This is a genomic window from Paraburkholderia phymatum (assembly GCF_040965635.1).
Classification (GTDB): Bacteria; Pseudomonadota; Gammaproteobacteria; order Burkholderiales; family Burkholderiaceae; genus Paraburkholderia; species Paraburkholderia phymatum_B.
On record NZ_JBFRCH010000020.1, the window covers coordinates 107,676 to 123,899 of the forward strand.

Here is a 16,224-nt window from a genome sequence, read left to right on the forward strand (position 1 = left end):
TTGAGTGCGACTTTGAATGCCGCTTAACGCAGCTTGAGCGTGGACAAACCGAACAGGCACAGCATCAGCGTGATGATCCAGAAACGCACCACGACTTGCGTCTCTTTCCAGCCCGACAATTCGAAGTGGTGATGCAGCGGCGCCATCTTGAAGATGCGGCGGCCTTCGCCGAAACGTGCCTTCGTGAACTTGAACCACGTGACCTGCAACATCACCGACACCGTCTCGGCGACGAAAATCCCGCCCATGATGAAGAGCACGATTTCCTGGCGCACGATCACCGCGATCGTGCCGAGCGCGCCGCCGAGCGCGAGCGCGCCGACGTCGCCCATGAACACCTGCGCCGGGTGCGTGTTGAACCAGAGGAAGGCGAGCCCTGCCCCGCCCATCGCCGAGCAGAAGATCAGCATTTCGCCCGCGCCCGCTATATGCGGGAACAGCAGGTATTTCGAATAGACAGCGCTGCCCATCACATAGGCGAACACGCCGAGCGACGAGCCGACCAGCACGACGGGCATGATCACGAGGCCGTCGAGGCCATCGGTGAGATTCACCGCGTTGCTCGAACCGACGATCACGAAGTACGTGAGCGCGATGAAGCCCCATACGCCGAGCGGATAAGTCATCGACTTGAGGAACGGCAGCAGCAGGTCGGCGCGTGCGGGCAGGCCCATCGACAGGCCGCTGCGCACCCACGCCATGAACAGATCGAACACGCGCACGTTGCTCGCTTCCGACACGCTGAACGCGAGATACACGGCCGCGAAGAGACCGATCACCGACTGCCAGAAATACTTTTCGCGCGACGACATCCCGCGCGGGTCCTTGTAGACGACCTTGCGATAGTCGTCGACCCAGCCGATCACGCCGAAGCCGAACGTGACGAGCATCACGATCCAGATGAAGCGGTTGGTCAGATCGGCCCACAGCAGCGTCGACACGGCGATGCCGATCAGGATCAGCACGCCGCCCATCGTCGGCGTGCCGGATTTCACGAGGTGCGTTTGCGGGCCGTCCTTGCGCACGGCCTGGCCGACCTTCATCGCCGTCAGCTTGCGGATCACCCACGGGCCGCAGACGAGCCCGATCAGCAGCGCGGTGATCGTCGCCGCGACGGCACGAAACGTCAGATAACTGAACACGCGCAAAAAGCCGACGTCGTTCTGCAGCCATTGCGCCAGCGCCAGTAGCATGCTTCTGTCCTTCTCTTTCAGTGTGCGCCGGGCGCCGTGCCCGGTGCGGGTTGTGGACTCGTAACGGCGTCCACCACGCGTTCCATTTTCATGAAGCGCGAGCCTTTCACGAGATACGTCGCAGCCGCGCCATGACCGGCCTGCTGCAATTGCGCGACGAGCGCACGCACGTCGCCGAAATGCCTGGCTTCGCTGCCGTAAGCGGCGCACGCGTCACGCGATGCATCGCCGAGCGCGTACAGCGCATCGATGCCGCGCACCTTCGCATACGCGCCGACTTCGCGATGAAATTCCGGGCCGTTGTCGCCGACTTCGCCCATGTCGCCCATCACCAGCACGCGCGGCGACGGACGCGCGGCGAGCACGTCGATTGCGGCGATCATCGAATCGGGATTCGCGTTGTAGGTGTCGTCGATCACGGTCGCGCCCGCCATCGCGCCGAGCACCGCGCGCTTCACCTGCAGGCGGCCCTTCACCGCGCCGAACGCTTCGAGACCGCGCTTGATCGCATCGAGCGCGACACCCGATGCGAGCGCCGCCGCCGTCGCCGCCAGTGCGTTGTGCGCGTTGTGCGCGCCGAGCACTTGCAGCGTGACGTCGACGTGGCCTTCGGGCGTATCGATGCTCAACTGATTGCCGTCGAGCGTGCCCTGAACGGCCGCTTCCGTCGTGCGCTCCACCGTGTTCAGCGCGAAATCGATGATGCGGCTGCCCGTCGCCGCGACGCGCCAGATGCTCGCATAGGCATCATTGGCGGGAAACACGGCGACGCCTTCCGGCTTCAATGCGTGAATCACGGCTGCGTGTTCGAGCGCGACGGCCTCGACGGTCGCCATGAATTCCTGATGCTCGCGCTGCGCGTTATTGACGACGGCGACCGTGGGTTCGGCGATCTTGCCGAGCAATGCCGTTTCGCCCGGATGATTCATGCCGAGTTCGACGACGGCGAGCTTGTGCGCTTCGCTCAAACGGAACAGCGTCAGAGGCAAGCCGACGTCGTTGTTGAAATTGCCCGCCGTCGCGAGACGCGACTGCTCGCCGACGGCCGCAGCGAAGATCGACGAGATCATTTCCTTGACCGTCGTCTTGCCGTTACTGCCCGTCACGGCGACGAGCGGCATCGCAAAGCGTCGGCGCCAGCCATTCGCGAGCGAGCCCAATGCCGTGCGCGTGTCGCCCGGCACGCGCAGCGCGGGCACGTCGAAGTTCTCCGGCGTGCGCGTGACGAGCACCGCGCTCACGTTGCGCGCGGCGACGTCAGCGAGAAAGTCGTGCGCGTCGAAGCGGTCGCCCTTCAGCGCGACGAACAGGTCGCCGGGACCGCACGTGCGGCTGTCCGTCGAAATGCGGTCGAACGAAACCGATTCGTCGCCCGTCACCGTTGCGCCCGGAATGACGGCGGCGGCTTCACGCAGCGAGAACATCGCGTCACCTCGCCGGGTCATTCGCCACCTCCGCGTCCGTGCGTCGCGCGGGCCGCGAGCGCGAGCCGAGCATGATCCTGATCCGAGAACGCGCGCTTCTTGCCCATGATTTCCTGCGTCGATTCGTGACCCTTGCCCGCCAGCACGACGACGTCTTCGCGCGCGGCGCAACGCACCGCTTGCAGGATCGCGCTCGCGCGATCTTCGATGCGGCGCGCCTTCGCGTCGTCCTTCATGCCGGCCGCAATCTGGTCGATGATTTTTTGCGGATCTTCGCCGCGCGGGTTGTCGCTCGTCACGACGACGGCGTCGGCGCAGCGCTCCGCAATTGCGCCCATCAGCGGACGCTTCGTCGCGTCGCGGTCGCCGCCGCAGCCGAACATGCAGATCAGCTTGCCGCCGCGCGCATCGGCAATCGGGCGCAATGCGGTCAGCGTCTTTTCGAGCGCATCCGGCGTGTGCGCGTAGTCGATCACGACAAGCGGTTCGTCGTTCTGCAAACGGCCGCCGAGGCGTTCCATCCGGCCGTTCACCGATTCGAGCTTTGCGAGTTGCGCTACGGCGGCATCGAACGGCACGTCGGATGCGAGCAGTGCGCCGAGCACGCCGAGCAGATTGCTGACGTTGAACGCGCCGAGCGTGTTGACCTCGATCTCCGTATCGCCCCAATCCGATGCGATATGAAATGCAGTGCCCGTCGCCGTCGCGCGCACGTTTGACGCGACGATCGACGCATCGGCCTGCACGTCGGCGTGCGGCTCGAGCGCATAGGCGATCGTCTTCGCGTGGCCCTTCGTGCTCGCGATCATGCGGCGGCCCGCTTCGTCGTCGGCGTTGATGACGGCGGCCTGCAACTCCGGCCAGGCGAAAAGACGCGCCTTCGCCGCTTCATACGCCTCGAACGTGCCGTGATAGTCGAGGTGATCCTGCGTCAGATTCGTGAACACGCCGACACTGAACGCCGTGCCGTTCACGCGGCCCTGATGCAGCGCGTGCGACGAGACTTCCATCGCGACCCCCTTCGCACCTGCGACACGCAACTGCGCGAGGCTGCGTTGCAATTGCGGCGCATCGGGCGTCGTGAAGCCGGTGTGCACGAGGTGGCCCGGCATCCCGCTGCCGAGCGTGCCGATGATCGCGCACGGCTCGCCGATCGCCGTCAGCGCCGCCGAGATCCAGTTCGTGCACGACGTTTTGCCGTTCGTGCCCGTCACGCCGATCACACGCATCGCGTCGCTCGGGTCGCCGTACCACGCGCTCGCGATCGTGCCCGCCAGTTCGTTCAGGCGCGGCACGGTGAGCATCGTCGCCGCGTCGATGTTGCCGCTGAAGCCGTCCGATTGCACGAGCACGGCGGCCGCGCCGCGCTCGATCGCGTTATCGATGAACGGACGGTTGTCCGCTCCGTCGACGGCATAGGCGAGAAACACGTCGCCCGCCGCGATCGTGCGGGTATCGGCGTGCAAATGTGCGCCTGGCTGCACGCGTGAGCGCAGCCAGGCGAGCGCGTCAGCAATCTGCTGTTGCGCCGGATGAGAAGAACGCAGCGCACTCATCGAACTACTCCGGGGCGGTTCTTCGCGTTGTCTGAAATCGTCAACTTCTTCGGCGCTGCATGCGTCGCGAGTCTTTTCGCGCCGTTCGCCGCCGGTTGGGATGCTGCCGCGGGCACGGCGGGATTCACGTCGTCGGATACGACCATCTGCTTGACGGGCTGATCGGGCGGCACATTCAGCGAGCGCAGCGTATCGCCGACGATCGACGAGAACACCGGGCCCGACACCTGGCCGCCGAAGTGGCTGCCCGCCGTCGGTTCGTCGACGGACACGGCCACCACGATGCGCGGATTCGGCATCGGCGCCATGCCGACGAACGACGCGCGGTACTTGCTGTGATCGTAGCCGCGGCCGACGTGCTTGTACGCCGTACCCGACTTGCCGCCGACGCGATAGCCCGGCACCGCCGCATCCGGCGACGTGCCGCCCGGCGAGACGACGGTTTCGAGCATCGCGCGCACTTCACGCGCGGTGGTCGGCGAGAAAACCTGCGCGCCTGTCATCGGCTGATCTTTCGGCGTGCGGAAGATCGACACGGGCAGGATCTGGCCGTCGTGCGCGATCGCCGTGTACGCGCGCCCGAGCTGGAACAGCGACACCGAAAGGCCGTAGCCGTACGACATCGTCGCCTGCTCGATCCGCCGCCAGCTTTTCCACGGACGCAGACGGCCCGCCGCCGCGCCTGGGAAACCGACCTTCGGCGCCTGGCCGAGACCGATGCTGGTGTACATGTTCCACATTTCTTCGGGCTTGAGCTGCATCGCGATCTTCGTCGCGCCGATGTTGCTCGACTTCTGGATCACGCCGCCGACCGTCAGCACGCCGAACGCGGAGTCGTCGGTGATCGGCGCACCGTCAAGCACGAAGCGGCCGCCGCCTGTATCAACAAGTGTAGTCGGCGTGACGCGATGCAGGTCGAGCGCCAGTGAAACCGTGAACGGCTTCATGATCGAGCCCGGCTCGAACGTATCGGTAAGGATGCGGTTGCGCAGCTGGTCGCCCGTCAGATGCGAGCGGTCGTTCGGGTTGTACGTCGGGTAATTGACGAGCGCGAGCACTTCGCCCGTGCGCACGTCGATCACCATCGCGGCGCCCGCTTTGGCCTTGAACCGCTGCACGGCCGCCTTGAGGTTCGTGTACGCGATGTACTGGATCTTGCTGTCGATCGACAGATCGACGTCCAGACCGTTGTGCGGCACGACCTGCTCGTCGACGTCCTCGACGATGTGACCCAGGCGATCCTTGATCACGCGGCGGCTGCCGGCCACGCCCGCGAGAAGCTTCTGGTCGCCAAGCTCGACGCCTTCCTGACCTTCGTCTTCGACGTTCGTGAAGCCGATCAGGTGAGCGGTGATCTCGCCTTCCGGATAAAATCGCTTGTACTCGGTGCGCTGATAGATGCCCGGAATATTGAGCGCTTCGACTTTCGCGGCCACCTCGATGGGCACCTGGCGCTTCACGTAGACGAACGTCTTGTCTTCCGACAGCTTCTTGCGCAGCTCCGGCTGTGTCATGTCGAGCAGCTTGGCCAGCTGGGCGAGCTTGTCCGCGCCGAGATCGTCCGGCACCGATTCGGGAATCGCCCAGATCGCGCGCACGGGCAGGCTCGTCGCGAGCACGAGCCCGTTGCGGTCGAGAATCTTGCCGCGTGTCGCGGGAAGTTCCAGCCTGCGTTGATAGCGGCTTTCGCCCTGCTTCTGATAGAACGCGTTGCCCGGGCCCTGAATCCAGAACGCGCGCCCCGCGAGCGCGACGAATGCGATGAAGAGCAGGAACACGACGAGCTTCGAGCGCCACATCGGCAGTCGCACCGAAAGAATCGGATTCGCCGAGAACGCGACGCTCTTGTTCTTGTTCGACGATTTCTTCATCGCGTGCCTCGACGACGAACGTTCGTGGCGGGCGCCAAAGCCGGCGCGGAAGTGGGAATCGGCGTGTCTTCGGCCTTCGCGGAACCGGCGTCGAGCGTCAGATATTGCGTGCGCCCCGTGGTCGCGCCCTGCATCTTCAGCGAGTCGGTCGCGATCTGCTCGATGCGCGAAGTCTTCGACAGCGCGCTCTGCTGATATTGAAGCTGCGAATAATCCTGCTGCAGCTGGCGCTCCTGCGATTGGGCTCGCTGCAACTGGATAAAGAACTGACGCTGCTGGTTCGTCGCCTTGACGACGGAAAGCGCACAGCCCATTACGACGATCAGCAGGAAGATATTGAGTCGATTCATGGCGCGATCCGCTCCGCAACGCGCATCACGGCGGAACGGGCGCGCGGGTTGGCGGCGACTTCGGCGTCGCTCGCAAATACGCGGCCTAGCAGTTTGAGCGGAGGGCTCGGCAGATCGACTGCGCGGATCGGCAGACGGCGGTCGACAGCAGGCGCGCTCGACTGCGCCTGCACGAACCGCTTGACGATCCGGTCTTCGAGCGAATGAAAGCTGATCACGACCAGCCGCCCCCCTTGCTCCAGCAACGACAATGCTGCTTCTAGTACGACTTGCAGCTCCGCAAGCTCTTGATTGATGTGAATCCGTATAGCTTGAAAGGTGCGGGTTGCCGGGTCCTTACCCTTCTCACGGGTTTTGACGACGTTAGCCACGATTTGGGCAAGCTCGCCCGTGCTGACGAGAGGCCCAAGACGGTCGGACTCTGCCCGGCGAGCAGCAAGCGCCTTTGCAATCTGAAAAGCAAACCGTTCTTCCCCATAATCCCGTATCACCTCCGTCATTTCCTGCACCGTGGCCCGCGCCAGCCAATCCGCCGCGGACTCGCCGCGCGTCGGGTCCATCCGCATGTCGAGCGGGCCATCGGCGCGGAAACTGAAACCCCGCTCCGGATCGTCGAATTGCGGCGACGACACGCCCAGATCCAGCAACACCCCCGACACACGCCCTACCCCGCGCGCGCTCATCGCGTCGCGCAGTGATGCGAAGCTTTCATGCACGATCTCGAAGCGCGGATCGGCGATCTGCTGCGCGGTGGCGATGGCGAGCGGGTCTTTGTCGAAAGCGATCAGACGCCCCGCATCACTCAGCCTTGCCAGCACCGCACGGCTATGGCCGCCGCGCCCGAACGTGCCGTCCACATAGACGCCGTCCGCGCGCGTGACGAGCGCATTCACCGCTTCTTCGAGCAGCACCGTGCGATGCTGCAATTCGTTACCCATCGCAGGCGCCATTTCGATTACCTGCGTTCAGAATGTGAAGTTCTTCAGAGACTCGGGCATGCCCTGCGCCATCGCCGCCTGTTCCTGCGCGATGTACGTTTCCTTGTCCCACAGTTCGAAGCGATTACCCATTCCCAACAACATCACGTCTTTTTCCAGCGACGCCGCCTGGCGCAACTCAGGCGCGATCAACACGCGGCCGGCCGTATCGAGATCGACATCCGCAGCGCTGCCGAGAAAGATCCGCTGATACCACTTGGCTTCCATCGGGAGCGCGGCGATCTTCGCGCGAAAGACTTCCCACTCGGGGCGCGGAAACAGCAACAGGCAGCCGTCCGGGTGCTTGGTAACCGTCACCCGTCCTTCTGCCTGCCCTTGCAGCGCATCCCGATAGCGAGCCGGGACGGACATCCGCCCCTTCGCATCGAGTGTCAGCGCTGACGCCCCTTGGAACACTTCGCTCCCCTTTTGTCAGGGCGCCGAAAGATGCCGCCCGATTCTGGAAATTTACCGGAGAAAGCGCATCGGATCACACAAAAAAACACTTTCTCACACTGTCTCCCACTTTAGAGTAACCCCCAACACCGGTCAAGGGAGACGCACGGTTTTTTGACGAATTTTGTTTGCAAGAACAAGGACTTAGCGTCGCTTGCTCACGCGGCACGCAAAAAGGAAAAGCGTTATAAATGAATGAACTAGTGAGACTTGTGAATGTGATACGTGAAAAGTACGAGGGAAAAGCGTGGCGGGAAAGCCTTCTGGTAGGACGAAAGGCGCGGGCCGACTGAGGATTTGGAGCGATTTTACGGACGGCGCGGAGAGCGCCGCCCACTTTAGGCCAATAGAGTTAAATCAGGTCAAACGTGGTACGCGGTGCGAGTCATTATCCTGGAAGCGGCACGCATCAGCGCACGCGCCGGGAACGGCAATTCGGCACCGCCCGCGTCCGTCGCTGCCTTGCCGTGCGCGGCTTCATCGACGCGCATCTGCTCGACGATCGCACGCGACTCGTGATCGCCTTCAGGCAACGTGGTGAGATGGCCGCCGAGGTGCAACTCGACCTGCCGCTCCGTCTCGGCCATGAAGCCGAGACTCACCCGATCGCCGAGGCGGCCGGCCGCGAAGCCCATCGCGAGGGCGCCAGCATACCAGAGTGGATTGAGCAGACTCGGGCGCGAATCGAGCGCTTCGAGGCGCTTGTAGGTCCACGCGAGGTGATCTTCCTCTTCGCGCGCGGCATGCTCGAATGCCTGCTTGAGCGCCGGCGAGCGCGTCGCCAGCTTTTGCGCCTGATAAAGCGCTTGTGCACACACCTCGCCGACATGATTGACACGCATCAGTCCCGCCGCATGCGCGCGCTCTTCATCAGTCAGCTCGACAGGCTCGACGGACGCGGGCGGTACAGGCAGCGGACGCGACATCCGCGACACCCCATTTATTGAGCGTAAACCCCGATCAAACTCTGTAATCAACTCATCAATCAGCATCTTGGCCTCCACGACGCGGCGCTCGCACTACTCCCCGCAGAGCCTTGTACATCAAGGGTTTGCGGCTGACAGCAAGAAAATCTTCAGGGTGGTTCCGACGGCCGACTTTCGATTTTAGACCATGTTGCGTAAACGAAACAGCGGTCCGGCGGTCACCCTCCTTTTTCTTTGTTCACTTAGGTGTCTTTGTTACATTACGTGCAACTTCTTTACGGAGTTATGCAAGGCCGCAACACAGATAAATACTTGCCTTGCTTGAAAATAATTCGCAAATCCTTGGAGATCTTTCGATGAAAAAGTCGCTTCTCGCTCTTGCAGCATTGGGCGCGTTTGCTGGCGTCGCTCATGCGCAAAGCAGCGTGACGCTGTACGGCATTATTGACGAAGGTTTTAACATCAATACCAACTCGGGCGGCAAGCACCTGTACAACCTGTCGAGCGGCGTTCTGCAAGGCAGCCGTTGGGGCATGCGCGGCACGGAAGACCTCGGCGGTGGCCTGAAGGCGATCTTCGTGCTCGAAAGCGGCTTCGACGTCAACAACGGCAAGGCGGGTCAAGGCGGCCTGCTGTTCGGTCGTCAGGCTTACGTCGGCCTGGGCAGCCAGTTCGGTACGGTCACGCTGGGTCGCCAGTACGACTCCGTCGTCGACTACGTCGGTCCGCTGGAAGCGGGCGACCAGTGGGGCGGCTACATCGCTGCTCACCCGGGCGACCTGGACAACTTCAACAACGCATACCGTACCAACAATGCCGTCAAGTTCACGAGCGCAAACTACGCCGGCCTGACGTTCGGCGGTTTGTACAGCCTGGGCGGCGTTGCGGGCGACTACTCGCGTAACCAGGTCTGGTCGTTGGGCGCTGGCTACAACAACGGTCCGCTGGTCTTGGGCGTTGGTTATTTGAACGTTCGTAACCCGAACGTTTCGTTCTTCGGCAACAGCACGTCGGGCACGGTCAACCCGGCGGTTTCGAACGTCTCGTCGCCGGTCTACAGCGGCTACGGTTCGGCTCACACCTATCAGGTGATCGGCGCGGGCGGTGCATATACGTTCGGCGCAGCGACGGTCGGTGCAACCTACTCGTACACGCGGTTCTACGACCTCGGCTCGTCGTTCGCAGCACCGGGCCTCACGGGTCAGACGGCATTGTTCAACAACGCGGAACTCAACTTCAAGTACCAGCTCACGCCTGCTCTGCTGGTCGGTGCCGCGTATGACTACACGCACGGCAGCAGCCTGAACGGCCGCGACGCTGCGAAGTACCACCAGGGTTCGGCTGGCGTCGACTACTTCCTGTCGAAGCGTACGGACGTCTACCTGATCGGTGTGTACCAGCACGCTACGGGCAACGATTCGACGGGCGGAAAGGCTGTCGCAGCGATCAACAACCTGACGCCGTCGTCGAACCAGAACCAGTTCACGGCACGCGTTGGTATCCGCCACAAGTTCTAATAAGTTGTGAATGCGTAGTACCCTCGGGGGCGCCTTCGGGCGCCCTTTTTTATTTGCGCGGCGTTTGTTTTGTTCGTGACGTGCGCTGCTGTCGCGGCGATAGCGCGTTTGCCGCGGCACAAATGGAAACGGAAACGGCCCAATGACGTAGCGTCGATCGGGCCGTGCTTTCACTGTGGCGCGCGGCTGTCTTCAGTAGCCTGCCTACACCCTTGTCCGGTTCTTCACGCGCCGCGCGCTCAAGCCCGACCGTCGCGCAATTCGCGGCGCAAGATCTTGCCGACATTGCTCTTCGGCAGCTCCTTGCGGAACTCGACGATACGCGGCCGTTTGTAGCCCGTCAGTTGGTCTTTGCAGAACGCGAAGATGTCGGCGTCGGTGATCGCCTCGTCCTTCTTCACGATGAAGAGCTTCACCGCTTCGCCCGAGTGCTGGTCCGGCACACCGACAGCCGCCACTTCGAAAACGCCCGGATGTTTCGCGACCACGTCCTCGATTTCGTTCGGATAGACGTTGAAGCCCGACACGAGAATCATGTCCTTCTTCCTGTCGACGATTTTCACGAAGCCGTCTTCGTTGACGGTCGCTATGTCGCCCGAGCGGAAGAAGCCGTCGACCGTCATCACCTTTGCCGTTTCGTCCGGACGGTTCCAGTATCCCGCCATCACCTGCGGACCGCGAATGCACAACTCGCCCGCCTGGCCGACCGACAGTTCGTTGCCGTCGTCGTCGCGGATCGACACTTCCGTCGACGGCAGCGGCAGACCGATCGTGCCGCTGTACTCGGTGACGATCGCCGGATTGCACGTCACGCACGGCGACGTCTCCGACAAGCCATAGCCCTCGATGATCGGAGCGTTCGTGCGCTCGAACCAGCGTTTCGCGACGGCTTCCTGCACGGCCATCCCGCCGCCGTTCGCGACCAGAAGATTCGAGAAATCCAGCTTCGAAAAGTCCGGATGATTGAGCATCGCGTTGTACAGCGTGTTGACGGCCGGGATCGTCGTGATCTTGTAGCCTTGCAGCGACTTGATCATCCCGGCGATGTCGCGCGGATTCGGAATGAGCACGCCGAGACCGCCCGTGCGAATCGTCAGCAGGCCGCACACAGTTAGCGCAAACACGTGATAAAGCGGCAGCGCGACGACGGTCACGAACTGGTCGATGTCGGGGCGCTTCGAGCGCGCGGGTTCGAGCCACACGTGCGACTGCAGCACGTTCGCTACCAGATTGCGATGCAGCAGCGTCGCGCCCTTCGCGACACCCGTCGTACCGCCCGTGTACTGAAGAAAGGCGACGTCGTCCGGGCCTTGCTGGACGGGCGTGAACTGGCTGCGAGCGCATTCGGAAATGGCGTCGTTGAAGCGGACGTACCCTGGAAGATTCCAGGCGGGCACCATCTTCTTCACGCGGCGCACGACGAAATTGACGAGCATGCCTTTCGCGCCCATCAGATCGCCCATCGACGCCACGACGATGTGCCTGACCGACGTATTGCGCACGATGGCCTGCAACGTGACCGCGAAGTTTTCGAGCAGGATGATCGCTTCCGCGCCGCTGTCCTTCAGCTGGTGTTCCAGCTCGCGCGGCGTGTAGAGCGGATTCACGTTCACGACGACATACCCCGCGCGCAGGATCGCAGCGATGGCGACGGGATAAAGGAGGACGTTGGGCATCATGATCGCGATGCGCGCTCCGCGCGCGATGCCCTTTGACTGAAACCATGCGGCAAGCCGAATGGAGAGGCTGTCGAGTTCGCCGTACGTGATCTGCTTGCCCATGCACGCGAACGCCGGCTTCGCCCGGTGCGCACGGAAGCTCTCTTCCAGCATCGCTGTGATCGACTCGTACCGGGTCGCATCAATCTCTTTGGGCACGCCGGGCGGATATGATTTCAGCCAGACTTTTTCCATACGGCGTCTCCTCCGTGATTTTCGAATGGTCGTGCTAAAAATCGCATCGTAGCATGCGCCGACGCGTGACTATTCGGGGTTTGCCCCCAGTTAGACGATGCACTCGAAAGCGCCGACCGGGGACCGGGAACGGGTGGCGCAGCGGGAACCTCCGCTGCGCGTTCAGAAGCGGCTCAGACTCGCTCGACTTCGACGAGGCAGTCGTAGAACGTCGCTGATCCGCCGAGATCGGTCAGTGCCTGGCTCGTGACCTGGTTCGCGTTGCGGCCATCCGGAGCGAGCTTCTTCCACCAGATAGACAGTCCGACGACGAGGCCCGCGCGCGCCTTGTCGGTGACGCGGGCGCGCGCCTGCATCGAGCCGCGATCATTGAAGATGCGGACCGGATCGCCGCCGTGGATGCCACGTTCGGCGGCATCGATAGGATGGATGTCGAGATGCGGTTCGCCTTCCGTTGCGCGCAGGCTTTCTACATTCACGAACGTGCTGTTCAGGAAATTGCGCGCCGGCGGAGAAATCATCGCGAGCGGGTAGCGCGCGGCGAGTTCGGGCGAGCCGTCGGCCGACTCGTACGGCGGCAAGTAATCGGGCACGGGTTCGAGGCCAGCTTGCGCGAGCCGCTCGCTGTAGAACTCGCATTTGCCCGACGGCGTGCGGAAGCCTCCGTTCGCGAACGGCGCGTCGGGAACGTTCAGCTTCGCCCAGCCGTCGCGCTTCAACGTTTCCCATGTGACGCCATCGAGCGTCGGATCGTCCCAGCGATACGCCGACGACGCGACCGTCGCATCGCTCTCGTACAGCGCCGGTTCCTGCAGACCCATCGCGCGCGCGATGCCGCGGAAAATCTCCGTATTCGGGCGCGCATCGCCGACGGGCGGAATCGCGGGCAGGTTGACCATCACGTGCGTGTGCCCGTACGACTTGTGAATATCGAGATGTTCGAGCTGCGTCGTCGCGGGCAGCAGCAAGTCGGCGTAGTCGGCGGTGTCGGTCTGGAAGTGCTCGAGGACGATCGTAAACAGATCGTCCCGCGCGAAGCCCGCTGCAACGCGCTCCGAGTCCGGCGCAACGGCGACGGGGTTCGAGTTGTACACGACAATCGCTTCGATCTTCGGACCAAACCCGGCGTCGCCCGGATTGCACAAGGCGTTGCCGATCTCGTTCATGTTCACGACGCGCGGTTGATTTGACGGCCAGCCCGGCAGCAGATCGGGCCGCGCCAATGCATGCGAATCGACAGGCGCCCAGCCCGACGACGACATCAGCACACCGCCCGAACGCTCGCGCCATGCGCCCGTCAGCGACGGAAGACACGCGATCGCCCGCACCGCGTTGCCGCCGCCGCGGACGCGCTGCATGCCGTAGTTCATGCGGATCGCCGCCTTTTTCGTGCTGCCGTAAAGACGCGCGAGAGCGACGATCGTCTGCTCGTCGATTCCACAGATTTCAGCCGCGCGCGACGGCGGATAGTCGAGCGCGCGCGCCTTCAGTTGCTCAAAGCCGAGTGTATGGTCGGCGATGTAGGCGTGATCGAGCATATCCTCCGTGATCAGCACATGCATCATGGCGAGCGCCAGCGCGCCGTCCGTGCCGGGCTTCAGCGCAATATGCTGGTGGCATTTTTCGGCGGTGAGCGAGCGGTATGGATCGACGGCGATCAGGCGCGCTCCACGGCGCTTGGCTTCTTGCGCGCGCGTCCAGAAATGCAGATTCGACGCGATTGGATTTGCCCCCCAGATCAGGATCACCTCGCTTTCGTCAAAGAACTCGGTGAGCATGCCGAGACTCGCGCCGTACGTGTATTTCAGGCCCGCCGCGCCCGCCGCTGCACAGATCGTGCGGTCCAGCTGCGACGCACCGAGCTTATGGAAGAACCGCTGCGCAATGCTGTCGCCCTGCACGAAACCCATTGTGCCGGCGTAGCTGTACGGCAGAATCGCCTCGGGCGCGCGACGCGCGATCTCCGTTAGCCGCTCGGCCGCGAGATGCAGCGCCTCGTCCCAGCTGATCGGCTCGAACCGCCCTTCGCCTTTCCGGCCGAGGCGGCGCATGGGCGTTGCCAGCCGGCGCGGATGATGGACGCGATCGGCGTAACGGCTCACTTTCGTGCACAGGACGCCCTGCGTCGGTGGGTGATCCGGATCGCCGACGATCTTGACCGCGCGTCCATTCTCCACGGTCACGCGCATTGCGCAGGTATCGGGACAATCGTGCGGGCAGACGGCGCGAGCGAATTCAGCGGGAGCGTTCATATTTATATCGAGCGGGGATTGCGCGAGTGAAGGCACTGATTCTATTACGTTCCCCTCATCCGATCTGACACGCGACCGTCAAAAATAGCGATGAGCGTAGAATTAATTATCACTCTCTCTGGAATCGACTGTCCGGATCACACTGCTCACTGCCACTTTCTCAATCCATCATGAAACTGATCCCTGAAATCCAAGCCGCACGCGGCGAAATTCAGACTCTCCGACGAACGATTCACGCTAATCCAGAATTGCGATACGAAGAGGCGCAAACGGCGTCATTGGTCGCAAAGACGTTGGCTGGATGGGGAATCGAGGTACATGAAGGTATCGGGAAAACCGGCGTCGTTGGCGTACTGAAGCGTGGCACGGGAACGAAGTCGATCGGTCTGCGCGCCGATATGGATGCGCTGCCAATCCACGAATTGAACACGTTCGATCATCGCTCGAAAAACGAAGGGAAAATGCATGCATGCGGGCATGACGGACACACTGCGATGCTGCTCGGCGCGGCACGGCATCTGGCGACGGAAGGCGATTTCGACGGCACGATCGTGTTCATTTTTCAGCCTGCCGAGGAAGGCGGCGCCGGCGCGAAGGCCATGATCGAAGATGGGCTGTTTACGCGCTTCCCTGTGGATGCCGTGTTCGGCATCCACAACTGGCCTGGGATGCCGGCGGGCAATTTCGGTGTGACGGAAGGACCGATCATGGCTTCCAGCAACGAATTTCGCATTGAAATCAAGGGGGTGGGCTCACACGCGGCGCTACCGCACAATGGCCGCGATCCTGTGTTCACGGCGGTGCAGATCGCCAATGGCCTGCAAGGCATCATCACGCGCAACAAGAAGCCGCTTGATACTGCGGTGCTGTCGATTACCCAGATCCATGCGGGCGATGCGCTGAACGTCGTGCCGGATGAGGCGTGGCTCGCGGGTACGGTGCGGACCTTCACCACCGAGACGCTCGATCTGATCGAAGCGCGGATGCGCAAGATCGTCCAAAGCACGGCCGAGGCTTACGACTGCTCCGCCGAAATCACGTTTCACCGCAACTATCCGCCCACGATCAACAGCAGCGAGGAAGCGCGGTTCGCGGCGTCGGTGATGAAGGAGATGGTCGGCGACGAAAACGTCGACGATGCCGTCGAACCGACGATGGGCGCCGAGGACTTCTCGTTCATGTTGCTGGCGAAGCCGGGATGCTACGCGTTCCTCGGCAACGGCGACGGCGGGCATCGCGAAGCCGGTCACGGCGCCGGGCCATGTATGCTGCATAACGCGAGCTACGACTTCAACGACGATTTGCTGCCAATCGGGTCCACTTACTGGGTTCAGTTGGCGCAGAGATTTTTGGCTGCGAAGTGAGAAGGTTGGGCGCGGGTGGCGGTCATCAGCCGATCGTGTGCGTGCCAATATTGTTACGCCGCACGGTGAGCAAACCGAGAGTCTTAGCGGACCGCCGCGGACGAATGCCTGAGTAGCGGCAAACGCGGTGCGAACGGACTACGTTTGTCCAGAAGTGCGTTATGACAACCGACACCCAACGAATTCCGGCATCAGCCGAAAAGTGGCGAGTTCGCTAGCTTGCGAATGACATACTCGCTGGGGAAAGGTCAGTATCCGCCAAGGCCTCAAAGGCTCGTGACTTACGACCGAGTTACTGAGTCGGGCCTTATATGGGCACCACCCGTTTGCCAAGGATAGCTTGCATTCTGACGGTTAGATCGGTTGCATCCTTATATTCGGCCCGTTAATTGGGCATCGCCCTGGCCTTGATGGAATGCGCCGGT

General features: G+C 62.6%; 12 protein-coding genes. 2 read left to right on the top strand and 10 right to left on the bottom strand.

Going from position 1 to position 16,224, the window contains the following annotated elements; genetic code table 11:
- Positions 1-23: 23 nt before the first annotated feature.
- From mraY to coq7, 8 genes are all read right to left on the bottom strand, one after another.
- Positions 24-1,193: a phospho-N-acetylmuramoyl-pentapeptide-transferase gene (gene mraY, locus AB4Y32_RS27330; protein WP_087735237.1), complete on the bottom strand. Its 1,170-nt coding sequence runs from the start codon at positions 1,191-1,193 to the stop codon at positions 24-26.
- Positions 1,194-1,210: 17 nt separating this feature from the next.
- The gene (locus AB4Y32_RS27335) at positions 1,211-2,638 is read right to left on the bottom strand and encodes a UDP-N-acetylmuramoyl-tripeptide--D-alanyl-D-alanine ligase (RefSeq protein WP_368724352.1); all 1,428 of its coding nucleotides are present in this window, start codon (positions 2,636-2,638) and stop codon (positions 1,211-1,213) included.
- Positions 2,635-4,173, bottom strand: a complete 1,539-nt coding sequence (locus AB4Y32_RS27340; protein ID WP_368724353.1) for a UDP-N-acetylmuramoyl-L-alanyl-D-glutamate--2,6-diaminopimelate ligase — start codon at positions 4,171-4,173, stop codon at positions 2,635-2,637. Before AB4Y32_RS27340 ends, AB4Y32_RS27335 begins: the two co-directional genes overlap by 4 nt.
- Positions 4,170-6,044, bottom strand: a complete 1,875-nt coding sequence (locus AB4Y32_RS27345) for a peptidoglycan D,D-transpeptidase FtsI family protein (protein ID WP_368724354.1) — start codon at positions 6,042-6,044, stop codon at positions 4,170-4,172. Before AB4Y32_RS27345 ends, AB4Y32_RS27340 begins: the two co-directional genes overlap by 4 nt.
- Entirely contained in the window at positions 6,041-6,394 is a 354-nt protein-coding gene (gene ftsL, locus AB4Y32_RS27350) for a cell division protein FtsL (protein ID WP_368724355.1), read from the bottom strand. Before ftsL ends, AB4Y32_RS27345 begins: the two co-directional genes overlap by 4 nt.
- The gene (gene rsmH, locus AB4Y32_RS27355) at positions 6,391-7,332 is read right to left on the bottom strand and encodes a 16S rRNA (cytosine(1402)-N(4))-methyltransferase RsmH (RefSeq protein ID WP_368724356.1); all 942 of its coding nucleotides are present in this window, start codon (positions 7,330-7,332) and stop codon (positions 6,391-6,393) included. Before rsmH ends, ftsL begins: the two co-directional genes overlap by 4 nt.
- 27 nt (positions 7,333-7,359) lie before the next feature.
- Entirely contained in the window at positions 7,360-7,788 is a 429-nt protein-coding gene (gene mraZ, locus AB4Y32_RS27360) for a division/cell wall cluster transcriptional repressor MraZ (protein ID WP_090868358.1), read from the bottom strand.
- A 401-nt stretch (positions 7,789-8,189) separates the two neighbouring features.
- Positions 8,190-8,819 carry a 2-polyprenyl-3-methyl-6-methoxy-1,4-benzoquinone monooxygenase gene (gene coq7 / locus AB4Y32_RS27365; protein WP_368724357.1) on the bottom strand — a complete coding sequence of 210 codons (630 nt, stop codon included), beginning with the start codon at positions 8,817-8,819 and terminating at the stop codon, positions 8,190-8,192.
- Between the two features lie 290 nt (positions 8,820-9,109).
- On the opposite strand from coq7, the gene AB4Y32_RS27370 reads away from it, so the two are divergent.
- Positions 9,110-10,270 (top strand): porin, encoded by a 1,161-nt coding sequence (locus AB4Y32_RS27370; protein ID WP_368724358.1) that lies wholly within the window; start codon positions 9,110-9,112, stop codon positions 10,268-10,270.
- 239 nt (positions 10,271-10,509) lie between these two features.
- Here the strand turns inward: AB4Y32_RS27370 and AB4Y32_RS27375 are convergent, their stop codons facing one another.
- A complete protein-coding gene (locus AB4Y32_RS27375) occupies positions 10,510-12,183 on the bottom strand; it encodes a long-chain fatty acid--CoA ligase (RefSeq protein ID WP_368724359.1) in 1,674 nt (557 codons plus the stop codon).
- 173 nt (positions 12,184-12,356) lie between these two features.
- Complete coding sequence (locus AB4Y32_RS27380) at positions 12,357-14,435, bottom strand: molybdopterin-dependent oxidoreductase (protein ID WP_368724360.1); 2,079 nt, start codon at positions 14,433-14,435, stop codon at positions 12,357-12,359.
- Between the two features lie 170 nt (positions 14,436-14,605).
- Here AB4Y32_RS27380 and AB4Y32_RS27385 point away from each other — a divergent pair, with 170 nt between their 5' ends.
- Positions 14,606-15,799, top strand: a complete 1,194-nt coding sequence (locus AB4Y32_RS27385; RefSeq protein ID WP_368724361.1) for a M20 aminoacylase family protein — start codon at positions 14,606-14,608, stop codon at positions 15,797-15,799.
- The last annotated feature ends 425 nt before the right edge of the window (positions 15,800-16,224 follow it).